Below are 22101 nucleotides of genomic sequence, written 5' to 3'. Positions count from 1 at the left end.
AATTATGGAACGATCCGCAGCCGAAATCCTTCGAGAATATGGACCCTTTCCGGGTGTCGACCACGTGGACGGCGTTACCTTCGACGGTGAGCATGTCTGGTTTGCCTCAGGCGACAGATTGAACGCCTTCGATCCGGCGAGCGGCAAAGTGGTGCGCTCGATCGACGTCGCGGCACACGCCGGAACGGCCTTCGACGGCCAGCACCTCTATCAGATCGCCGAGGATCGCATCCAGAAGATCGATCCGAAGAATGGCCAGGTGCTGGCGACGATCCCGGCGCCCGGCAATGGCGGTGATTCCGGGCTCGCCTGGGCCGAAGGAACACTCTGGGTCGGGCAGCATCGGGGCCGAAAGATTCATCAGGTCGATCCCGAGACAGGGGCAATTCTTCGCACCATCGTTTCCAACCGCGTCGTCACCGGCGTCAGCTGGGTCGACGGCGAGCTGTGGCATGGCACCTGGGAGGGTGAGGAGAGCGATGTCAGACGGATCGATCCTGAAACGGGAAAGGTCCTTGAGAAGCTCGATATGCCGCCGGGAACAGGCGTGTCGGGGCTCGAATCCGATGGCGGCGACCAGTTTTTCTGTGGCGGCGGAAACAGCGGCAAGATCAGAGCTGTTCGCCGGCCCAAACGAGGCTCGGCGACCAGGATCTGAGTTTTTGCCGTCCGTAGCCGTTTGACCATTCGAGCTAACTGGTTTTTGCGGTTTTTAGCCCGGTGGTCCGAACCAGGTGTTCATCGCGTCTTGAAGACCATCCTGCGTCCTGTCGCCTACCCAAGCAACATATCCGTCGGGTCGGATTAAAACTGCGGTTGGAGCGGAGACCAAACCTAGCGAAGGCAACTCCCATGGATCGTCGCATTTGGCGTAAACCAACTTAATGCGGTCTGACCACGGCTTGATGTCGAGGCTGCCCGGCGCGTCGAGATTCAAGAGCACTGGCCGCGCATTTTGGAGGAGCGCAAATACGCGCATGGGACCATCAGGCGTGGCCAGGTCGAGGTCGGGCATGCGGCGGCCGACCAGCGGATGCCCCTGGCCGAGGTCGTAATGGATACCAAGTCCGGACATCTCGGCAGCGATCCGTTTGCGAGGCTCCTCCATCCCAAGGAGCTCTGATACGATTTCACGCAAGGCTTCAGTGCGATCATCAGTACGTTGCAATGCGACCTGTGCCATTGTCGTACGCAACACGCGGGCCGCAACCGGATGCCGCTCGATGTGATAAGTGTCGAGCAAGCGTTCAGGCGATGTTCCTTTCACCACTTGGGCCAACTTCCAACCGAGGTTCACCGCATCCTGCACACCGATATTGAGGCCTTGTCCGCCCACCGGGGAATGCACATGGGCGGCATCGCCCGCTAGGAGAACCCGGCCCTTGCGGTAAGCCGCCGCCTGCCGCGACATGTCCGTGAACCTGGAAATCCAGGTTGGCTATGGATTCCGTAATCTGTTCCGCATGCGGCGACGAGCGCTTCGCGGAGATCGCGCAGCGTGGGCTCGGTCGTGGCGCCGACATTCTTTTCAGTGACCATGACGCCTATGGGACCTTTATCGGCAAAGACGACCTTGCCGTCACGAATTTCGTACTCTTCCCTGCCGAAGGCATGGATGCCAAGTGCGGTGCGATGAATGCCCAGTGGCGGCTCCTCCGCCATCTCGGCCTCGGCGAGGATGCTGCTGGTCGTCGCATCCCATCCTCGAAACTCAATGCCAGCAGCTTTGCGGACCAGACTGCGGCCTCCATCACACCCGACGAGATAGCTTGCCCGCAGCGACGCACCATCGGACAGTTCGATGGTGACGCCGGCGTCGTCCTGCACGAAACACGTTAATTCACGGGCGCGATAGATCGGCACTGCCAGCTCGCTGACCCATCCAGCGAGAATGCGCTCAATGTGTTTCTGTCTCAGCGCCAGCCCGTAGTTGTGGCGGGTCGGAAAATCGCTGATGTCTAAACGCATCGCCGCGAATCCCGTGACTTGGGCTATTTGTCCTTCCGCGAGGAACCGGTCCGCGATGCCGCGCTGATCGAAAACTTCGAGAGTGCGTGAGCTCAGACCTCCAGCACGCGAACCGGCAAGCTCCTGGTTCGGGCGGCGTTCGACAATGGCTACTTCGATGCCTGCCAACGCCAACTCGCCTGCCAGGGTCAGGCCCGTCGGACCTCCTCCGGCAATCACGACTGCATGTTCTGTCATCGGCAAACTCCCCTGGCAGTTACGACTCCCAATGCAATGATCGCAGAGTCCCAGTGGTTGCCGTTTCGGTTAGTTCAGGCTCGCTATCAATTTTTCGAGCAGGCGAGCCAGCATGATCTGCTCCGGGCGTATCAGGCCAGAAAGTATCTGGTGCTCGTTGGCGACGTGAGCGGTAACCGCCTCGTCAATCAACGCCAGACCCTTTTTAGTCAGCTGCACGACAATGCCGCGGCGATCGTCGGGGTGCGGCCCGCGCTTGATCAGACCGGATTTCTCGAGCCGATCGAGGCGGTTGGTCATCGCGCCCGACGTTACCATCGTCGCCTCGTAAAGAGCCGTCGGCGTCAGCGCGTATGGCGGCCCGGAACGACGCAGCGTCGCCAGCACATCGAATTCCCCGGATTGCAGCCCGTAACTTGCAAACAGCGGCGCCAGCCGCTCTCGTGCGATCAGCGAGGCGGCCTCGTTCAACCGTCCGAGCACGGCCATCGGCGAGACATCGAGATCCGGCCGTTCCTTTTTCCATTGCCCGATCGCTTTTGCTGCGCGATCCATGTCTCTCACCGTTATGTATCTTGACGTGAAGAATCTTTACCTTATCTTACCTCAGCTTGCGATATTGGCCAAGTGCCGCGAACGGGCGACGGGACGGTGCGATGAAATTTCTCTGGGACTCGGCGCTTGGCCTTCTGGTTGTCACCGGTGGACTGCTCGGCCTGACGCTGCCGTTCGGCAAGATCGCGACGGCGGCCGGCGTGGCCGCCATGATCTGGGCCTTCGTCATCTCGCTTGGTGCCGGCGGCGTGCTTTTGTGCGCATTGCTGCTCAACGGGAAGCGCATGCGGCTTACGCCGCACAGGCTGCGCTATTTCTTCGTCACCGCGGCCGTCTCATATGCAATCCCCAATCTGCTGATGTTTTCAGCCATTCCGCATCTGGGCGCCGGCTACAGCGGCATCATGTTCACGCTGTCGCCGGTCGTCACGCTGGTGTTCTCGATGCTGCTCGGCGTCAGGCGCCCGACCATGCTGGGCATCGTCGGCATAGTCGTCGGTTTCGTCGGCGCAGTCATGGTGGCGGTGACGCGCGGCGAAGCGGGCCAGCCGGCCGAATTTTTCTGGGTTGCGATGGGCCTGCTCATCCCGGTCAGCCTCGCCGCCGGCAACATTTACCGTACCGTCGACTGGCCCGAAGGCACCGGCCCGATCGAGCTCGCCGTCGGCAGCCACCTGGCAGCAGCCTTGATGCTGTTTGCCGGCATTCTGGTCCTGCTTGGCGGCAATGCATTCGGCTCGCTCGGCGGCGTGCCGCTGGTCGCAGCGGCACAGGTGGCATCAGCCTCGGCGATGTTCGCCTTCTTCTTCCGCCTGCAAGCGGTCGGCGGCCCGGTCTATCTCAGCCAGATCGGCTATGTCGCGGCGGCGGTCGGGCTGTTTGCCGGGACCCTCTTCCTCGGCGAGCGCTATCAACTGCTGACCTGGGCCGGTGCCGTCATCATCACCGCCGGCGTGTTCATCACCACCAAGGCGCAAAGCCAGAGGCCATAGAGGCCAGAAGGCGTAAGCTTCAGACGGATGCCTTCTCCGCCAGCACCATGTAGTTGACGTCCATGTCCTTCGAGCGCTGCCAGCGGTCGGCGAGCGGGTTGTAGGTGACGCCGGTGCGGTCGATGACGGTCAGGCCGGCGCCGGCAAGCGCCTTTTCCAGTTCCTCGGGGCGCACCAGCTTGCCGAACTGGTGGGTGCCGCGTGGCAGCCAACGCAGCACATATTCGGCGCCGATGATGGCCAGCCCCAGGGCCTTCAGCGTGCGGTTGATGGTGGCGACGAACATGATGCCGCCGGGCTTTACCATCTCGCCGCATTTGGCCAGGAACAGATCGACATCGGCGACATGCTCGACCACTTCCATGTTGAGGATGACGTCGAATTTTTCGCCGGCATCGGCAAGGTCTTCCGCGGTCGTGGCGCGATAATCCACGCTCACGCCGACTTCCGCCGCATGCAGCTTGGCCACTTCGATGTTGGTGGCGGAGGCATCGGCGCCGACCACTTCGGCGCCAAGCCGCGCCATCGGCTCGCACAAGAGCCCGCCGCCGCAGCCGATGTCAAGGAAGCGCAGGCCTTCGAACGGCCGTGCCGCACGCGGATCGCGGCCGAAGCGGGCCGCCACCTGGTCGCGGATATAGGCAAGCCGGATCGGGTTGAACTTGTGCAACGGGCGGAACTTGCCGTTCGGGTTCCACCATTCGGCGGCAAGGGCGGAAAAGCGTTCCACCTCTCCGGCATCGATCGTCGATCGTCGGGGCTCAGGCATGGCGTGGTCTCCTCGGACGCTAGGAAGTCGGGCGCGAGGCTGCGAATGTCAAGGCGCGAAATTCACCGCCGGCGGTGCGATGCGCGCGATGCCTTCCGGCGCCGCCTTTTGCCGGCTGCATTTGTGTCAGCACGTGTCAGTTGATGGTGTGCCGGAAGGAAACGCCTAGGCTTTGGCGGACGAAGCAGAGACATCGGGTTCGGAGGAGTGCGCAATGATGCGAGCGGTTGCTTCCATTCTTTGGCGCCGGCTTGACCAGGAAGGCCACGACGCTTGCCTTCTGTCGGAAGCGAGTTCCGGGTGGAACCTCAGGGGACACGCGCTTTTCGTCCAGGACGGCGAGCCGTGCAGCATCGCCTACGAGGCGGACTGCGACGCCGATTGGCATACACGATCGGCGCGCGCCGACGGCTTTTTCGGCACGCAACAGCTGCATTACAGGATCGACCGGCTGACCGAGCGCCAATGGACGCTGAACGGCGAGCATCAAGCGGAAGTCGACGGTCTCATCGATGTCGATCTCGGCTTCACGCCCGCCACAAACCTTTTGGCGCTTCGCCGCTTTGCCCTCGATGTCGGTATGGCGACGCCCGCGCCGGCAGCCTATCTGACATTTCCCGAACTCAGGCTCGTTCGCCTCGAGCAAACCTATCAGCGCGTCGATGCTGCACATTACGCCTATGCCGCCCCGATGTTCGGCTACCACGAGACACTGGAGGTCTCGCCGCTCGGTTTCGTCCTCGACTATCCGCGCCTGTGGCAGGCCATCGTGCGGACGGGCTGAACCGCCCGCGTTGGGAGTGCAGCTGGCCGGTGTGGCTTAACGGCAAATTTACGATATTGGCGGTTTCTTAACGTTGGGTCAGTGTTTGGCATTTAGATTGCTGTCCGAGTAGGGGCAGCCCGGTGCGCATAAGAACCCAGATAGTCGCGACATTGTTCAGCGCCGTGGCCTTGATCGGCCTGGTCGGCGGCGTTGCGATCGTCTCGCAGATATCGCTGACCAAATCCGTGGCGCTGGCCGAGGCGACAAGCGTCGCACGGCAGTTGGCCGAAACTATTGCCTTCAGGGCATCGGACGCGCCGCGTTCATTATTCGAGAGACCAGATGGGCTCCGCGAATTCGTGACTTTGCAGCACGGCCGCTCGAAACGCGATCTCGTCATCGTAGACAAAAACAAGGTTATTTTCGCCGACGTTCCGGGAGAAGAGCAAAATATCGGCACGACGTTCGACTACGATCCCGGCAATGAAATCGCCCGGACGATTGACGACGGCGTGCCGCGCAACTTCGTCGAGGCCAGTGCCGACGTGGCCGATCCGATTGACCTGGTTGCGGTGCCGATCGAGGATGCACCCGGCAAGATCGTCGGCGCCGTCCTGTTCGAATATACGCCGCTGCTGCGTGCCGCGCAGCAGCGCACGAACGATATGCTGTGGCTTGTGGGCCTGTGTACCGCGGCAGCCGTGCTGATCGCGGCGGCCTCCGCCTTCCTGTTGTTGCGAGGCTTCAGTAAAGGCCTTGCTGGTCTCAACCGCGGCATCGAATCGCTGGCGCGCGGCGACGCCGGGGCCCGTATCGGCCGCACCTCCGATGACGAGTTCGGACAGTTGGCGCAAGGGTTCGACACTATGGCCTCCGAAATCGAAGCCTCGCGCGCTCAACTTGTCGATCAGAAGGCCTACATCGAAGACATCGTCCAGACCGTTGCCGAAGGCATCGCCGTCATCGACGGCAAGGGTCAGGTCGTGTCCGTCAATCCGGCGGCAGCCGAGATCATCGGGCGGCGCAGCGACAAGGTCGTGGGGCAGGACTGGCAGTCGGCCCTGAATATCAGGGGGCCGTCGGGAGACAAGCCCGCGTCGGGAACATCTCCGGTCGAACTGGCCATGACCACCGGCCGCCGCCACCAGAATGAGGTGAGGCTGGCAAAGCCGGATGGGACCTCCTTGCCCGTGGTCGTCAGCTGCAATCCGCTCAACCGCGCCGATGGCGGCATCGTGCTGACGCTCAGCGACATCAGCGACCTGCGCAGTGCCGAGCGGGCGGTGCACGATCGTGCCGAAGAACTGGCGAGGCTCAATCGTGAACTGAAAGAGACATCGGAGGCCACGACCCGCCTGGTCAAGCTCGGCGAACTGCTTCAGGCCTGCGTCACTTTTCACGAGGCATTTTCCGTCGTCGGCTCCGCCATGCCTGATTTCTTCGGCGGATTGAGCGGAACCGTTCATCTGACCAGTGCGTCGCGCAACCTGGTGGAGGAGATGGCGCATTGGGGCACCATCCGGTCGAGCGTCGGCCAGTTCGGACCGGAAGATTGTTGGGCGCTGCGGCGCGGCCAGGAGCACGTCGCCGGTCCAGGCATGCTGACGCCGCGCTGCAACCACATCACCGAAAATGGCGGCCGCGGTTATGTCTGTATGCCTCTAGCAGCGCAGGGAGAGACACTTGGCATCCTGCATCTGTGCGAGCCGAATGCCGTTGACAAGCCGGAGTGGCTTGCCGAACGGCAGCAGATACTGCGTGGCGTCGTCGATACGCTGGCGTTGGCGCTTGCCAATCTGCGCCTGCGCGAGACGTTGCGGCAGCAGTCGATCCGGGATCCCAACACCGGGCTCTACAATCGCCGCTACCTTGAGGAGACCAGCAGCCGCGAGCTCAGGCGCCTGGAACGTGCCGAGCAGCCGCTGACGTTGATCATGCTCGACGCCGATCATTTCAAGCAGTTCAACGATACGTTCGGCCATGAAGCTGGGGATCTCGTCCTCAAGCAGGTGGCCGCCACGCTGGTCGACCATGTCAGGGAAAGCGACGTGGTTTCGCGCTACGGCGGCGAGGAATTTGCCTTGATGATGCCGGGAACGTCACTGGCCGATGGCGCCGATCGCGCCGAAGCTCTGCGAAAGGCGATCAAGCAGCTGCATGTCACGCATCGCGGCCGCACGCTCGGCACCATCACCGCGTCGTTCGGGGTCGCCGCCTTCCCGGAGCTCGGCGCCTCATGGGCGGAGATCGTCAATGCCGCGGATCGCGCTTTGTATCAGGCAAAGGCTGAGGGCCGTGACCGCGTCATCGCCGGAGCGGGTCTCGCCCGTGTCGAGCAGCAAAAGCCAAAACTCACCAAGAGCGTGGCTTGAAATCTGGTTGATGGACGGGGCAAGGCGACGGAATCCTCACCGCCTTGCGAAACCGCTATCATTTGGCTAAGGAGGCCGCGCATTGAGCGCCCGGCCACAGCTTGGCGCATTTTTCCGCTTTTCGGCCTCCGGTCCGGCATCCAGTCAAAGGCATTTCGCTTCTATGGCGCGCATCGTGATGAAATTCGGCGGAACCTCCGTCGCCGACATCGCCCGCATCCGCAATGTGGCGCGTCATGTCAAACGCGAGGTCGACGCCGGCCATGAGGTCGCCGTCGTGGTCTCGGCGATGTCCGGCAAGACCAACGAGCTCGTGCAATGGACGCGCGAGGCCTCGCCGATGCACGATGCGCGTGAATATGACGCCGTGGTCGCGTCCGGCGAGCAGGTCACTGCCGGCTTGCTGGCGATCGCGCTGCAGAATATCGGCGTGCATGCCCGCTCCTGGCAAGGCTGGCAGATCCCGATCAAGACCGACAACGCGCATGGCGCGGCGCGCATTCTCGATATCGACGGCGGATTCCTGATCAAGCGCTTCGGCGAAGGCCAGGTGGCGGTGGTCGCCGGTTTCCAAGGCATCGGGCCGGACAACCGGATCGCAACGCTCGGCCGCGGCGGTTCCGATACCAGCGCTGTCGCCATCGCGGCAGCGGTCAAGGCCGACCGCTGCGATATCTACACCGATGTCGACGGGGTCTACACGACCGATCCGCGCATCGAGCCGAAGGCGCGGCGGCTGGCCAAGATTTCGTTCGAGGAAATGCTCGAAATGGCCTCGCTCGGCGCCAAGGTCCTGCAGGTGCGCTCGGTCGAGCTTGCCATGGTGCACAGGGTGCGTACTTTCGTGCGGTCGTCCTTCGACGATCCCGACGCACCAGGAATGGGAGATTTGCTTAATCCGCCGGGAACGCTTATTTGCGACGAGGAAGAGATCGTGGAACAGCAGGTCGTCACCGGAATTGCCTACGCCAAGGACGAGGCGCAGATTTCGTTGCGCCGCGTCGGCGATCGGCCGGGCGTCGCCGCCGGCATTTTCGGGCCGCTGGCCGAGGCCAACATCAATGTCGACATGATCGTCCAGAATATCTCTGAGGACGGCAAGTTCACTGACATGACCTTCACCGTGCCATCCGGCGACGTCGACAAGGCGCTCGCCGTGCTCGAGCGGCTGAAGGCGACGATCGGCTACGACGTGGTGCAGTCGGAAGCCGGCATGTCGAAGGTCTCGGTCATCGGCATCGGCATGCGCAGCCATGCCGGCGTCGCCGCTACCGCCTTCAAGGCGCTTGCCGACCGCGCGATTAACATCCGCGCCATCACGACGTCCGAAATCAAGATTTCGATCCTGATCGACGGTCCCTATACGGAACTAGCAGTTCGCACTTTGCATTCCGTGTACGGTCTGGATAAGCAGTAGCGGACTGCAACGGCCCGAAAATCGGAATCGATTTTCGGAAGGCAGGATGCAGCGGATCGAAAATCTTGGAGCGGTCTTTATGCGTCCAATTGGACGATGGCGCTCTAATTGAGTTGTTGCGTTTGTGCCGCTGTGCAGGGCAACCTGCACCGGTTGAAATGCTATTGGAGGAAGAAGCCGCGATGCGTGATTCGGCCAGTGGCCCGCGCGTTTTGCTGAAACGGCTCCGCGAGCTCATGCAAGAGCCGCTGGAGCCGCAGGAGCGGCTTGACCGAATCGTGCGCGACATCGCCTCCAACATGGTTGCCGAGGTCTGCTCGCTCTATGTGCTGCGCGCCGATTCGGTGCTCGAACTCTACGCCACCGAAGGCCTGAACCCGAACGCCGTCCACCTGGCGCAGCTCAGGCTGGGCCAAGGTCTGGTCGGCACGATCGCGGCCTCGGCGCGGCCGCTCAACCTCTCCAATGCGCAGGAGCATCCTGCCTTCGCCTACCTGCCGGAGACAGGGGAAGAGATATACAATTCCTTCCTCGGCGTGCCGGTGCTGCGGGCAGGGCGGACACTCGGCGTCCTGGTCGTGCAGAACAAGACCATGCGCCATTATCGCGACGACGAGGTCGAGGCGCTGGAAACAACGGCGATGGTGATCGCCGAGATGATCGCCACCGGCGATCTGGAGCGGCTGACAAGGCCCGGCCTCGAGCTCGATCTGCGCCGCCCGGTAAGCTTTACCGGCCTGTCCTTCAACGAAGGCGTCGGTCTCGGCCATGTGGTGCTGCACGAGCCGCGCATCGTCGTCACCAATCTTTTCAACGAGGACAGCGAGGAAGAGGTCAGGCGGCTCGACGCGTCGCTCGGCTCGCTCAGGCTCTCCATCGACGACATGCTGGAGCGCCGCGACGTCGCCTTCGAGGGCGAGCATCGCCAGGTGCTCGAAGCCTATCGCATGTTCGCCAACGATCGCGGCTGGGTGCGCCGGCTCGAGGAGGCGATCCGCAACGGCCTGACGGCCGAAGCGGCGGTCGAAAAGGTGCAGAGCGACATGCGTGCCCGCATGCTGCACATGACCGATCCGTATCTGCGCGAACGGATGAGCGATTTCGACGATCTCGCCAATCGGCTGCTGCGGCAGCTGATGGGGCGCGGACCGGAGGACGTCGCGGCCTCGCTGCCCAAGGACGCCATCATCGTCGCCCGCTCGATGGGTGCTGCGGAGCTGCTCGATTATCCCAGGGACAAGCTGCGCGGGCTGGTGCTGGAGGACGGCGCCGCGACCAGCCATGTCGTCATTGTGGCGCGGGCCATGGGCATACCGGTCGCCGGCCAGATGAAGGGCGCCGTTTCCATGGCGGAAAACGGCGATGCCATCATCGTTGACGGCGAGGAAGGCGCTATCCATCTGCGCCCGCAGCCCGACCTCGAGGCGGCCTATGCCGAGAAAGTGCGCTTCAGGGCGCGGCGGCAGGAGGTCTACCGCGAACTGCGCAAGAAGCCGTCGGTGACCAAGGACGGGGTCCAGGTCGATCTTCTGATGAATGCCGGGCTGGCGGTCGATCTGCCGCAACTGGCCGAAGCGGGTGCGGCCGGCATCGGCCTGTTCCGCACAGAGCTGCAATTCATGGTCGCTTCGACCTTTCCGCGCGCCGAAGCCCAGGAGCGGCTCTATCGTGACGTGCTCGAGGCGGCGCGCGACAAGCCGGTGACGTTCCGCACCATCGATATTGGCGGCGACAAGGTGCTGCCCTATTTCAAGGGCTCGATCCAGGAGGAAAATCCGGCGCTCGGCTGGCGCGCTATCCGCCTGACGCTCGACCGGCCTGGATTGCTGCGCACCCAGATCCGCGCGCTGCTCAAGGCGTGCGGCGGGCGCGAACTGAAGCTGATGCTGCCAATGGTGACGGAACTCGGCGAGATCGCGCAGGCGCGCGAGATCATCGATCGCGAGGTGCGGCATTTGTCGCGCTTTGCCCATCATTTGCCGACCAGCCTGAAGCTTGGGGCGATGCTGGAGGTGCCGTCGCTGCTGTTCCAGCTCGACGAACTGATGAAGGCGGTCGATTTCGTCTCGGTCGGCTCGAACGACCTGTTCCAGTTCGTCATGGCGGTGGACCGTGGCAATACCCAATTGTCCGACCGCTTCGACCCGCTGTCGACGCCGTTCCTGCGTGTTTTGAAGCAAATTGCCGACGCCGGGGCGCGCAACCAGACGCCGGTGACCTTGTGCGGCGAACTGGCCGGCAAGCCGATCTCGGCGATGGCGCTGATCGGCCTTGGCTATCGCTCGATCTCGATGTCGCCGGCATCGATCGGCCCGGTCAAGGCGATGCTGACGGAACTGCCGCTCAGCGAACTGGAAGCGTTCTTCGACGATAATCTGATGGCGCCGGCGCATGGCCTGCCGATGCGGGCGCTGCTGCAAGCCTTTGCCGACGACCGCTCTATACCGCTATAGACTTCGCCATGATCAACCTGCCCCGCGACCGTATGGATCAAGTCGTCAAGCGTTTCGACATGCTCGAAGCGCAGATGTCGGCCGGGCCAGCGCCGGACGCCTATGTCAGGATGGCCTCCGAATATGCCGACATCCAGGAGATGGTGGCAAAGATCAGGGCGCTGCGCGCCGCCGAGCACGAACAGGGCGATCTGGAGGCGATGCTCGCCGACAAGGGCACCGACGCCGAGATGCGGGCCTTGGCCGAGGCCGACCTGCCAGGGGTCAAGCATCACATCGAGGCGCTGCAGAAGGACATCCAAATCCTGCTGTTGCCCAAGGATGCTGCCGACGACAAGAACGCCATCCTCGAGATCCGCGCCGGCACCGGCGGCGACGAGGCGGCGCTTTTCGCCGGCGACCTGTTTCGCATGTACGAGCGCTATGCCGCGGCGCATGGCTGGCGTTTCGAGACGGTGTCGGCCAGCGAGGGTGAGGTCGGCGGCTACAAGGAAATCATCGCCACCGTTTCGGGCAAGGGCGTCTTTGCCCATCTGAAGTTCGAATCCGGCGTGCATAGGGTGCAGCGCGTGCCGACGACCGAGGCGGGCGGACGCATTCATACCTCGGCGGCGACAGTCGCGGTGCTGCCGGAAGCCGAAGAGGTCGACATCGACATCAGGACCGAAGACATCCGCATCGACACGATGCGCGCCTCGGGTTCCGGCGGCCAGCACGTCAACACCACCGATTCGGCCGTGCGCATCACCCATCTGCCGACCGGCATCATGGTGGTGCAGGCGGAAAAGTCGCAGCACCAGAACCGGGCGAAGGCCATGCAGATCCTACGCGCCAGGCTCTACGACCTCGAGCGCAGCAAGGCGGACGAGGAACGTTCCGAATCGCGCAAGTCGCAGGTCGGCTCGGGCGACCGCTCGGAACGCATCCGCACCTATAATTTTCCGCAGGGTCGCGTCACCGATCATCGTATCAACCTGACGCTCTATAAGCTCGACCGGGTGATGATGGGCGAACTCGACGAGATCATCGACGCGCTGATCGCCGATCACCAGTCGAAGCTGCTCGCCGATATCGGCATCGATGGCTGACAGCCTGCCCGCCACGCTGGCGCCGCTGCTGCGGGAAGCGCGAAACCGGCTCACCGCAGCCGGGATCGCGGATCCGGCGCTCGATGCCAGGCTGATCGTCGAGCATTTTTCCGGCACCAGTCGCACGCAGGCCATCGCCGATCCCGGGCGCGCTGTCGATACGGACGTGACGGCGGTAATCGAAGCCGCCTTGCGGCGGCGCATCGCTGGCGAGCCGGTACACCGAATCCTTGGCTACCGCGAATTCTACGGCTTGCGCCTTTCGCTTTCGCCGCAAACGCTGGAGCCGCGGCCGGATACCGAAACGCTGGTCGAGGCTATACTGCCCTTCGTCAAGGCAGTGGCGGCACGCGAGGGCTGCTGCCGCATCCTCGATCTAGGGACCGGTACCGGTGCCATCGCGCTGGCGCTGCTCAGCGCCGTTCCGGCCGCGACCGCCACCGGCGTTGACATTTCGCAGGAGGCGCTGGCCACAGCCATGCGTAATGCCGGGGAATTGGGGCTCGCCGGCCGGTTCACGCCGCTCAAATCCGACTGGTTTGAAAAAGTTTCTGGCCGGTACCATGTAATTGTCGCAAACCCTCCCTATATACCCTCAGACGACATTGGAAATCTGCAGGACGAGGTCCGCGGTTTCGATCCACGCCAGGCCCTCGATGGCGGTGTGGACGGTCTGAGCCCCTACAGGAAGATCGCCGCGGGAGCGGCAGCGTATTTGGAAGTCCAAGGCAGGATTGCGGTCGAGATCGGCCATACGCAGCACCAACAGGTTACGGAGATATTCTCCGCGGCCGGGTACCGTTCGGTCGGGGTGTTTCGTGATCTCGGCGGAAACGACAGAGTTCTTGTGTTCGAACGGTGAAAGCCGTGATGCAGTGCGAAAAAAGCGCTTGGCAATACCGGGGAATGCGGCTAGGGTCGCCTTAACCGGATGAGACGAAGCAGGCAGTGCTCTTAGCGATTCGGTTTTCCTTGGAAATAGCTGCCTTCTTGCGCAAACGACGCCCAAGCTTCGTGCGGGAATCGTCCGGCAAGTGAAGTAACCGGAACAGGATGGCACGTGGCGCCAACGCAATTGATGCGGGCGAACGCCGGTGAAGGAACGAAACGGCTGGCCGCATGAGCGCCTCCGTTCGTGAAGAGTTTTTCGAAAATTTCAAAGTGAAGAGAGTCTAATGAGGCCACAACAGCAAAACAGGCGCATGCGCGGTCGCAACAACAATGGCGGCGGCGGCAACAACAATAACAACAACAACCGTAAGGGGCCTAATCCCCTGACGCGCAACTACGAGAGCAACGGCCCGGACGTGAAGATCCGCGGATCGGCTCAGCAGATTGCCGAGAAGTACGCAACCCTTGCCCGTGACGCGCAAAGCTCCGGCGACCGGGTGATGGCGGAAAACTATCTCCAGCATGCAGAGCACTATAACCGCATCATCGCAGCCGCTCAGGCGCAGATGCCGATCCAGAACGCGCAGCAGAATCGCGATGATTTCGACGATGACGGCGACGAGGATCGCGACGAGTTCGACAATGCCGGCAACAACAATGCCAACGAGACGTCGGGTTCGGCGGCCAATCACGGTGCCGGCCCGCAGCCGGTCATCGATGGCACGCCGGCCGAGCTGGCTCTGAACCAGGAAAACAGCCGCGACAATCGGGGCGGCCGCGACAACCGTGACGGCCGCGACAACAATGGCGGACGCCACCGCGACCGTCGCCCCAATGGCGGTTACGGCCAGAACGGCCAGCGCGGCGAGTATGGCGCGCGCGGCGAGCAGGGTGGCCAGCGCGCCGAACAGCCACGGCGCGACGAGACGCCGGCGCAGGCGGAGCCCGTGCCGGCCGCTGGGCCGGTCTTTGTGAGCGAGCCCGCACCGCAATTCGACAACCTTTCGCCGGCGGGTCTCGCCGCCCAGGCCGAGCTCAACGAAGCCGCGGCCGAAAACAGCCCGGCCCGCCGCCCCAGGCGTCCGCGTCGCCCGCGCCTCGATGTCGAACAGGCAAATGGCGGCAACGACAACGCCGGCCCTGACAGTGCCGAGACTGGCAGTGCCGAGACAAGCAGTGCCGAGACAAGCAATGCCGAGACTGGCAATACCGACGCTGGCAATGTCGATGCAGCGCCGGCTGAAGGCCCCGACGGTCAAGCTGTGATCGCAGACGTCGAGAATTGATCGGAAAAACGTTCAGTCGATCTTAGCGCATCCTTTACCCCAGGCGGCGGAGAGAAATCTCCGCCGTTTTTGCTTTGCGCGCTCGGAATATTATGCATTCGCCAGTGTCGAGGCGTCTTGAGGGTCCGTGGTTTGCGTCCCATATCTTGCGTGAACAGGATCCGGCTCGAACGGGCGGGTCCGTCACCGCAATCTGATCCGGTGCCGCGAAGCGGGCCGGTGACGGAAGGAGACAGGCATGAATCTTGAAAAATATTCCGAGCGCGTGCGCGGCTTTATCCAGTCCGCACAAACCATGGCGCTTTCCCGCAATCACCAGCAATTCACCCCCGAGCATATCCTCAAGGTCCTTGTCGATGACGACGAGGGCCTGGCTGCGTCGCTGATCGAGCGCGCCGGCGGCAATGTCCGTGACGTCAAACTCGGCGTCGAAACAGCACTGGAGGCAATGCCCAAGGTCGAGGGCGGCAATGGCCAGCTCTATCTGGCGCAGCCGCTGGCAAAGGTGTTTTCGACCGCCGAGGAACTGGCCAAGAAGGCCAGTGACAGCTTCGTTACCGTCGAACGGCTATTGCAGGCGCTGGCCATGGAAAAATCGGCCAAGACCGCCGACATCCTGTCCAAGGCGGGTGTCACGCCGCAGGCGCTGAACCAGGTCATCAACGACGTACGCAAAGGTCGCACTGCCGATTCGGCGAGCGCCGAGCAGGGCTATGACGCGCTGAAGAAATACGCGCGCGACCTGACGGCGGACGCCCGCGCGGGCAAGCTCGATCCGGTCATCGGCCGCGACGACGAAATCCGCCGCACCATCCAGGTGCTGTCGCGCCGCACTAAGAACAACCCAGTGCTGATCGGCGAACCCGGCGTCGGCAAGACGGCGATCGCCGAAGGGCTGGCGCTGCGCATCGTCAATGGCGATGTGCCGGAATCGCTCAAGGACAAGCAGTTGATGGCGCTCGACATGGGGTCGCTGATCGCCGGCGCCAAATACCGCGGCGAGTTCGAGGAGCGGCTGAAGGCGGTGCTTTCCGAAGTCACGTCTGCCGCCGGCGGCATCATTCTGTTCATCGACGAGATGCACACGCTTGTCGGTGCCGGCAAGGCGGATGGCGCCATGGACGCGTCGAATCTGCTGAAGCCGGCGCTCGCCCGCGGCGAACTGCATTGTGTCGGCGCAACCACGCTCGACGAATACCGCAAGCATGTCGAGAAGGATGCGGCCCTTGCCCGCCGCTTCCAGCCGGTCTTCGTCAATGAGCCGACGGTCGAAGACACTGTCTCGATCCTGCGCGGCCTGAAAGAGAAATACGAGCAGCACCACAAGGTGCGCATCTCGGATTCGGCACTGGTCGCGGCCGCTACGTTGTCAAACCGCTACATCGCCGACCGCTTCTTGCCGGACAAGGCGATCGACCTGGTCGACGAGGCCGCGTCGCGGCTCCGCATGCAGGTCGATTCGAAGCCCGAGGCGCTGGACGAGATCGACCGCCGCATCATGCAGCTCAAGATCGAGCGCGAGGCGCTGAAGGTCGAGAAGGACGATGCCTCGAAGGACCGGCTCGCGCGGCTCGAGAAGGAACTCTCGAACCTCGAGGAGGAATCGACCGAGCTGACCTCGAAATGGCAGGCCGAGAAGCAGAAGCTCGGGCTTGCCGCCGACCTCAAGAAGCAGCTCGACGAGGCGCGCAACGAACTTGCCATTGCCCAGCGCAAGGGCGAATTCCAGCGCGCCGGCGAACTTGCCTACGGCAAGATCCCGGAACTCGAAAAGCAGCTGAAGCAGGCTGAAGCCAGGGACGGCAAGGCCGGCATGGTCGAGGAAGTGGTCGGTCCCGATCATGTCGCCCATATCGTCTCGCGCTGGACGGGGATCCCGGTCGACAAGATGCTGGAAGGGGAGCGCGACAAGCTGTTGCGCATGGAAGACGAGATCGGCAGGCGCGTCGTCGGCCAGGGCGAGGCGGTGCAGGCAGTGTCGAAAGCCGTGCGCCGTGCGCGCGCCGGCCTGCAGGACCCGAACCGGCCGCTCGGCTCGTTCATGTTCCTCGGGCCGACGGGTGTCGGCAAGACCGAACTGACGAAGGCGCTGGCCAGCTTCCTGTTCGACGACGAGAGCGCCATGGTGCGCATCGACATGTCGGAGTTCATGGAGAAGCATTCGGTCGCCCGGCTGATCGGCGCGCCTCCCGGCTATGTCGGCTACGAGGAAGGCGGCGCGCTGACCGAAGCGATACGGCGCCGGCCCTATCAGGTCGTGCTGTTCGACGAGATCGAGAAGGCGCATCCTGATGTCTTCAACGTGCTGCTGCAGGTGCTGGACGACGGCCGGCTGACCGACGGGCAGGGCCGCACGGTCGACTTCCGCAACACGCTGATCATCATGACGTCCAATCTCGGCGGCGAATATCTGGTCAATCTTGGCGAGGACCAGGATGTCGACGTCGTGCGCGACGAGGTGATGAATGTCGTCAGGGCTTCGTTCCGGCCGGAATTCCTCAACCGCATCGACGAGGTAATCCTGTTCCACCGGCTGCGCCGCCAGGATATGGGCCAGATCGTCCAAATCCAGCTCAAGCGGCTGGAAAACCTGCTTGTTGACCGCAAGATATCGCTTTCGCTTGATCAGGAGGCGATCGACTGGCTGGCGGCCAAGGGTTACGACCCGGCCTATGGCGCGCGGCCGCTGAAGCGGGTGATGCAGAAGGAATTGCAGGACCCGCTGGCGGAAAAGATCCTGCTCGGCGAGATCCTCGACGGCTCGACTGTCAAGGTCACCGCCGGCTCCGACCGCTTGAACTTCCGCTCGAAGCCCGCGGTCGTGGCAACCGAGGCAGCCGCCTGAGCTCAAGCCAAAAGCCTGTTCCATCCCGATCGAATCGGGATGGAATTCCTATCTTCAATCTCGACCATGACCCTTTCCGAAAAACCGGCATACCCTTTTGTTACGCCGGCCTTCGGTTCATGGTCCAACATCACTGGCGGGGCGCAGATGACGCTGGACGACTATAACAGCTTCTGCGCCTCGCTGCCTTCGGCGACCCATGTCGTGCAGTGGGGCGGCGCCCATGTCTGGAAGGTCGGCGGCAAGGTCTTCGCGATCGGCGGCTGGAGTGAGGGCAAGGAGCCGTTCGTTACCTTCAAATGCTCCGACATCGCCTATGACGTGCTGAGGGAGCAGCCGGGCCTTCGGCCCGCGCCCTATCTTGCCTCACGCGGCATGAAATGGATCCAGCGCCAGACCGGCGAAAGCATGGATGATGGCGCGCTGAAGGATTACCTGCGCGAAAGCCACCGTCTTGTCGTGCTGAAGCTGACGAAGCAGGCGCGCAAGGAATTGGGACTCGCTGCCGGTTAATCGGTCAGAAATCCGCCATCTTCATGCCCGGTTCATATTGGAACCTTATCGTTGGCAACTGATTTGCTGGCGAGGGGGTTCGCCTACCACATCGGCCCGAAATCGAGTTTTGATTTTCGCAAAGCACGATGCGGAGATTTAAAGCGTTAGAGCGTTCTTTGCGCGTCGAAAAAGACGCGCGGCGCTTTGAAGAGACAATGCCGGCGGCGGCAATTACGGACCGGAGAATTTGGCCATCATGTTGCGCACCATCTTCACCCTTTCAGCGCTTGCTGCCGGGCTGCTGGCGTCGAATGCGATGGCCTCGCCAATAGTGGATGCCGCGCCACGGGTGGTTCGTGCCGCCAATGGAGGCGGCATTCTTGTCGCCCAGAACGGCAATCTCGATATCTACTACGATGCCAGGGGAAACCGCGTCATCGTCGATGCGGAGACCGGCAAGGTCATCGCCATCCAGCCGCCGCAGACCAGGCTCGACCGCCGCGCCTTGCGCCGCGAGCGCTTGCGCAACCTCGGACCGGTCGAGGACGACCCCTATTATCTCGACGACCCTGAGGACACGGCGCGGTTCCGCCGCAGGCAGATGGAAGACGAGGGCAGGGTCATCATACCGCCGGCTGACGAGTACGACCCCTATGGCGACAATTCGGTGGAAGCCTTCCCCGAAGCGCCACGGGATGACGGCTACGGCAACGGTTATCCGGAGGCAGCGCAGCCGGTAAAGCCGCGCACCATCGAGCGCCAGCCGCTCAACGAGGCCTCGATCGAGCCGATCGAGCCGACGGTGCCGAACGAGCAGGTCGCCTTACCGCCAGACACAGCCCCGCCGCCAAGCACTGGCGGCAAGACGGCGGTCGACCCGTCGCTTGCGCTCGGCGCCCGCGAGGACGTGGCGGCACTGCAGGTGCTGCTCGACCGTGCCGGTGCATCGCCCGGCGTCATCGACGGACGCTTCGGCTCGAATGTCGACAAGGCGCTCGCCGCCTATAATGAGATCACCGGCAGCAATCTGAAATCGACCGACGCAATCGGCATCCAGGCGGCCCTGGCGCAATCCGGCGGCGATGCCTTCGCCTCCTATACGATCACGCCCGAGGATGCGGCCGGTCCCTATGTCGCCTCGATACCGGAGGACTACAGCCAAAAGGCCCAGCTCGATCGGATGGGCTACACGTCGGTACCCGAAGCGCTGGCCGAGCGCTTCCATATGGATGAAACCTATCTGAACAAGCTCAATCCGGACGCCAATTTCAATCGTCCGGGCACCATCATCAAGGTCGCCAATTTCGGCAGGCTGGTGGCGACGCCGGTGGCGCGCATCATCGCCGACAAGTCCAATAAGCAGGTCCGCGCCTATGATGCGGCGGGCAAGCTGGTCGCAGCCTATCCGGCGACTATCGGCTCGTCCGACACGCCGTCGCCGTCCGGCACGCATGCGGTGTCGCGTGTCGCATTGGACCCGAACTACACCTACAACCCGAACATCAATTTCAAGCAGGGCGAAAACGACAGGATCCTGACCATCCCGCCGGGGCCGAACGGCCCGGTCGGCTCGGTCTGGATTGCGCTGGACAAGCCGACCTACGGCATCCACGGCACGCCGGATCCGTCCAAGATCGGCAAGACCGAAAGCCATGGCTGCGTGCGGCTGACCAATTGGGACGCGCGCGAGCTTGCCAAGATCGTGACGCCCGGCGTTACGGTGGAGTTCGTCGAGTAGGGCATGTTGATATTCAGGTGATGCCGGCCTGCAAACGGCGGCTTCCTCCGCTTCCGGTGCTCACGTACTCAAAAGTACGCTCCGCTCCGGTTCTCGGAAGCCACCATTTTCGGCTCGGCCTGACCTGAATCTCAACACACCTAAAGCGGACAGGCGTCGCTCCATTCACCCGATGACCTTGCGCAGCAGTGGCGCGCGCGGCGCTGCGGCATAGATCAGCTGCACCACCAGGATGAAGCCGACGCTGAGCAACGGGCTGATCAGGCAGAGTGCAGCGCCGACGGCCCACAGGATCTGTGCCTTGACGATGCGCAGATAGACCGTTCGGGTGGTCTCCGCGTCGACACCTTCGGCCAGAAATCCGTTTTTGTCCGCGTAGCGCCAACTGGCGAGCAGCGTCAGTCCGAGCATCAAAAGATTGAACCAGTAGACGAGCACCGCAGTCCTGAATTCGAGGAAGTCGGCGAGAAGGTCGGTCGAGAACGGCAGCAAGGCGATGAAGCCGAGGAAGCAGAGGTTCAGCGTGGCAAGCCGCCGGTCGGATTTTGCAATCAGCCCGTGTTGCGCCTGCTGGCCGAACCAGAAGATGGTCAGCGTCAGGAAGCTGAGCGCATAGGTCAGGAAGCGCGGCGCCAGTGCTGTGATCGCTGTGATCAACTCGCGTTCGGAATGCACCGTTTCATGCGCCGGCACTCTGATCTCGAGAACGATCAGGGTGAGCGCGATGGCGAACACGCCGTCGGTGATGCCGACAACGCGCCCGCGTCCTTCCGCCGAGGGTTCGAGCGGCCGTTTCATGCGGTATTTCCCCCTTGTCTGTAGCGCTGCGAGAAGCTTAGCACGGCACTTCCCGTTTGCACCCTGAGCGGCGTGATCCTGCCTGTGTGGCCAGGTTGGGCCTGGTTTCAACGAGAACAGCGTGCTGGCCGGTTGTCGGCGGCGCGCCGGCGATCTAGGTAAGGCGGCATGCACACGCCAACCAAAGTCGGTACCGGCGCCGTTCCCCTGACCGGCTCACTTCCCGCCGATACGTTCTGTCCGCAGGCGCAGCGGCGGTTCGTGCTGATCGCCGCGATCCTGGCTTCTGCGCTCGGCTTCATCGACGGGTCGGTCCTGGCCATTGCGACGCCGGCGATCCGCGTCGACCTCGGCGCCAGCCTCGCCGAGGCACAATGGATTTCCAATGCCTACGCATTGACACTCTCAGCCCTCATTCTCGTCGGCGGCGCCGCCGGCGATCGCTTCGGCCTGCGCCACTCCTTCGTCGCCGGCATCGTCCTGTTCATTGCCGCCTCGCTTGCCTGCGCGCTGGCGCCTAACCCGGCGGTGCTTATTGCGTTTCGGGCTATCCAGGGTGTCGGAGCGGCCATCATGGTGCCGGGCAGCCTGGCCATTATCGCCAAAGCCTATCCGAAAAAGGAACGCGGCCGGGCGATCGGCATCTGGGCCGCAGCATCAGCACTGACGACGGCGCTCGGCCCGGTGCTGGGCGGCTTCGTGCTGTCGGCGTTCGGCGCCGGCATCTGGCGGGCGATCTTCGCCATCAATCTGCCGCTCGGCCTTATCTCGGTCTATCTTCTGCTGGCCAAGGTCCCTGCCGACGCGCCGGTGGAAAAGCGCAGCCTCGATCTCGGCGGCGCTGCACTCGCCATATTGGCGTTCGGAGCTCTCGCTTACGGTCTGACCTCGATCAGTGGCGACGGGGAGGGGCTGATGTCCGGCCCGAGTATTGCCGCCGGTGCGGTTTTGCTCGTCGTGTTCATCGTCTTCGAGCGCCGGCGGCGCGAGCCGATGATCGATCTGTCGTTGTTTCGGATCGGCGCGTTCGCGGGCGCCAATGTGGCTACCTTCTTCCTTTATTTTGCGCTGTCGGCCAATCTGTTCTATCTGCCGATGCTCATGATCGCCGGATGGGGGCTGAGCGCGGCCGAGGTCGGTTTCATCTTCTTGCCGCTTTCGGCATTGATCGCAGTGTTGTCCGGACCGGTCGGCCAGTGGTCCGACCGCATCGGGCCTCGCTTTCCGATCGCCAGCGGCAGTCTGGTTGTGGCTCTTGCCTTTGCCGGACTTGCCTTGCTGGCCTATTGGGGCATCCACAATTTCTGGATCGGGGTATTCCCGCTGATGGCTCTGATGGGGTGCGGCAGGCCGCGGGTGGTTTCCCCGCTGTCCACCCCCGCAATGACGGCGGTCGAGGACAAGGATACGGGGGCGGCCTCGGGCATCAAC

Annotated in this window: 16 protein-coding genes and 1 pseudogene; 13 read left to right on the top strand and 4 right to left on the bottom strand. The window is 63.1% G+C overall.

Features of this window, described 5'->3' with window-relative positions:
• Nucleotides 1-4 precede the first annotated feature (4 nt).
• A complete protein-coding gene (locus NKH59_RS26630) occupies nt 5-658 on the top strand; it encodes a Vgb family protein (protein WP_352471321.1) in 654 nt (217 codons plus the stop codon).
• 54 nt (nt 659-712) lie between these two features.
• Here NKH59_RS26630 and NKH59_RS26625 read toward each other — a convergent pair.
• Nucleotides 713-2205 (bottom strand): annotated as a pseudogene (locus NKH59_RS26625) (FAD-dependent monooxygenase).
• A gap of 69 nt (nt 2206-2274) precedes the next feature.
• Nucleotides 2275-2760 carry a MarR family winged helix-turn-helix transcriptional regulator gene (locus NKH59_RS26620; RefSeq protein WP_352542481.1) on the bottom strand — a complete coding sequence of 162 codons (486 nt, stop codon included), beginning with the start codon at nt 2758-2760 and terminating at the stop codon, nt 2275-2277.
• Nucleotides 2761-2861: 101 nt separating this feature from the next.
• On the opposite strand from NKH59_RS26620, the gene NKH59_RS26615 reads away from it, so the two are divergent.
• Entirely contained in the window at nt 2862-3752 is an 891-nt protein-coding gene (locus tag NKH59_RS26615) for a DMT family transporter (protein ID WP_352542482.1), read from the top strand.
• Nucleotides 3753-3771: 19 nt separating this feature from the next.
• Here NKH59_RS26615 and ubiG read toward each other — a convergent pair whose 3' ends face one another.
• Nucleotides 3772-4521 carry a bifunctional 2-polyprenyl-6-hydroxyphenol methylase/3-demethylubiquinol 3-O-methyltransferase UbiG gene (gene ubiG / locus NKH59_RS26610; RefSeq protein ID WP_254816707.1) on the bottom strand — a complete coding sequence of 250 codons (750 nt, stop codon included), beginning with the start codon at nt 4519-4521 and terminating at the stop codon, nt 3772-3774.
• A gap of 214 nt (nt 4522-4735) precedes the next feature.
• On the opposite strand from ubiG, the gene NKH59_RS26605 reads away from it, so the two are divergent.
• The 10 genes from NKH59_RS26605 (at nt 4736) to NKH59_RS26560 (ending at nt 19872) form a co-directional block, all read left to right on the top strand.
• Nucleotides 4736-5305: a putative glycolipid-binding domain-containing protein gene (locus NKH59_RS26605; protein ID WP_352542483.1), complete on the top strand. Its 570-nt coding sequence runs from the start codon at nt 4736-4738 to the stop codon at nt 5303-5305.
• Nucleotides 5306-5427: 122 nt separating this feature from the next.
• The gene (locus tag NKH59_RS26600) at nt 5428-7659 is read left to right on the top strand and encodes a sensor domain-containing diguanylate cyclase (protein ID WP_353023523.1); all 2232 of its coding nucleotides are present in this window, start codon (nt 5428-5430) and stop codon (nt 7657-7659) included.
• 163 nt (nt 7660-7822) lie between these two features.
• Nucleotides 7823-9076, top strand: a complete 1254-nt coding sequence (locus tag NKH59_RS26595; protein WP_352471486.1) for an aspartate kinase — start codon at nt 7823-7825, stop codon at nt 9074-9076.
• A gap of 182 nt (nt 9077-9258) precedes the next feature.
• The gene (gene ptsP / locus NKH59_RS26590) at nt 9259-11529 is read left to right on the top strand and encodes a phosphoenolpyruvate--protein phosphotransferase (protein WP_352471315.1); all 2271 of its coding nucleotides are present in this window, start codon (nt 9259-9261) and stop codon (nt 11527-11529) included.
• 8 nt (nt 11530-11537) lie between these two features.
• A complete protein-coding gene (prfA, locus tag NKH59_RS26585; protein WP_352542484.1) occupies nt 11538-12617 on the top strand; it encodes a peptide chain release factor 1 in 1080 nt (359 codons plus the stop codon).
• Complete coding sequence (prmC, locus tag NKH59_RS26580) at nt 12610-13479, top strand: peptide chain release factor N(5)-glutamine methyltransferase (protein ID WP_352471313.1); 870 nt, start codon at nt 12610-12612, stop codon at nt 13477-13479. The genes prfA and prmC overlap by 8 nt, the downstream gene beginning before the upstream one ends.
• 340 nt (nt 13480-13819) lie before the next feature.
• On the top strand, nt 13820-14794 hold the full coding sequence (locus NKH59_RS26575; RefSeq protein ID WP_352471311.1) for a DUF4167 domain-containing protein: 975 nt from the start codon (nt 13820-13822) through the stop codon (nt 14792-14794).
• A gap of 238 nt (nt 14795-15032) precedes the next feature.
• Complete coding sequence (clpB, locus tag NKH59_RS26570) at nt 15033-17639, top strand: ATP-dependent chaperone ClpB (RefSeq protein WP_352542486.1); 2607 nt, start codon at nt 15033-15035, stop codon at nt 17637-17639.
• Between the two features lie 147 nt (nt 17640-17786).
• Complete coding sequence (locus NKH59_RS26565) at nt 17787-18152, top strand: MmcQ/YjbR family DNA-binding protein (RefSeq protein WP_352456638.1); 366 nt, start codon at nt 17787-17789, stop codon at nt 18150-18152.
• 238 nt (nt 18153-18390) lie between these two features.
• Entirely contained in the window at nt 18391-19872 is a 1482-nt protein-coding gene (locus NKH59_RS26560; protein ID WP_353023521.1) for a L,D-transpeptidase family protein, read from the top strand.
• Nucleotides 19873-20037: 165 nt separating this feature from the next.
• On the opposite strand, the gene NKH59_RS26555 is transcribed toward NKH59_RS26560, so the two are convergent.
• Nucleotides 20038-20670, bottom strand: a complete 633-nt coding sequence (locus tag NKH59_RS26555) for a TMEM175 family protein (RefSeq protein ID WP_352542488.1) — start codon at nt 20668-20670, stop codon at nt 20038-20040.
• A 168-nt stretch (nt 20671-20838) separates the two neighbouring features.
• Between NKH59_RS26555 and NKH59_RS26550 the strand changes: the two genes are divergently transcribed.
• Nucleotides 20839-22101: MFS transporter (locus tag NKH59_RS26550; RefSeq protein ID WP_353023520.1), on the top strand; the 1263-nt coding region annotated here is incomplete at its 3' end.

Origin of the sequence: Mesorhizobium sp. M0998, from assembly GCF_040318885.1 — a bacterium.
Lineage (GTDB): Bacteria > Pseudomonadota > Alphaproteobacteria > Rhizobiales > Rhizobiaceae > Mesorhizobium.
Note: the sequence above shows the minus strand (reverse complement) of the source record. Positions and strands in the feature narration are given on the sequence as shown.

Coding starts and splice junctions, on each gene's coding strand:
- NKH59_RS26630 (WP_352471321.1), top strand. CDS start 5: ATGGAACGATCCGCAGCCGAAATCCTTCGAGAATATGGACCCTTTCCG.
- NKH59_RS26620 (WP_352542481.1), bottom strand. CDS start 2,760: ATGGATCGCGCAGCAAAAGCGATCGGGCAATGGAAAAAGGAACGGCCG.
- NKH59_RS26615 (WP_352542482.1), top strand. CDS start 2,862: ATGAAATTTCTCTGGGACTCGGCGCTTGGCCTTCTGGTTGTCACCGGT.
- ubiG (WP_254816707.1), bottom strand. CDS start 4,521: ATGCCTGAGCCCCGACGATCGACGATCGATGCCGGAGAGGTGGAACGC.
- NKH59_RS26605 (WP_352542483.1), top strand. CDS start 4,736: ATGATGCGAGCGGTTGCTTCCATTCTTTGGCGCCGGCTTGACCAGGAA.
- NKH59_RS26595 (WP_352471486.1), top strand. CDS start 7,823: ATGGCGCGCATCGTGATGAAATTCGGCGGAACCTCCGTCGCCGACATC.
- ptsP (WP_352471315.1), top strand. CDS start 9,259: ATGCGTGATTCGGCCAGTGGCCCGCGCGTTTTGCTGAAACGGCTCCGC.
- prfA (WP_352542484.1), top strand. CDS start 11,538: ATGATCAACCTGCCCCGCGACCGTATGGATCAAGTCGTCAAGCGTTTC.
- prmC (WP_352471313.1), top strand. CDS start 12,610: ATGGCTGACAGCCTGCCCGCCACGCTGGCGCCGCTGCTGCGGGAAGCG.
- NKH59_RS26575 (WP_352471311.1), top strand. CDS start 13,820: ATGCGCGGTCGCAACAACAATGGCGGCGGCGGCAACAACAATAACAAC.
- clpB (WP_352542486.1), top strand. CDS start 15,033: ATGAATCTTGAAAAATATTCCGAGCGCGTGCGCGGCTTTATCCAGTCC.
- NKH59_RS26565 (WP_352456638.1), top strand. CDS start 17,787: ATGACGCTGGACGACTATAACAGCTTCTGCGCCTCGCTGCCTTCGGCG.
- NKH59_RS26560 (WP_353023521.1), top strand. CDS start 18,391: ATGTTGCGCACCATCTTCACCCTTTCAGCGCTTGCTGCCGGGCTGCTG.
- NKH59_RS26555 (WP_352542488.1), bottom strand. CDS start 20,670: ATGAAACGGCCGCTCGAACCCTCGGCGGAAGGACGCGGGCGCGTTGTC.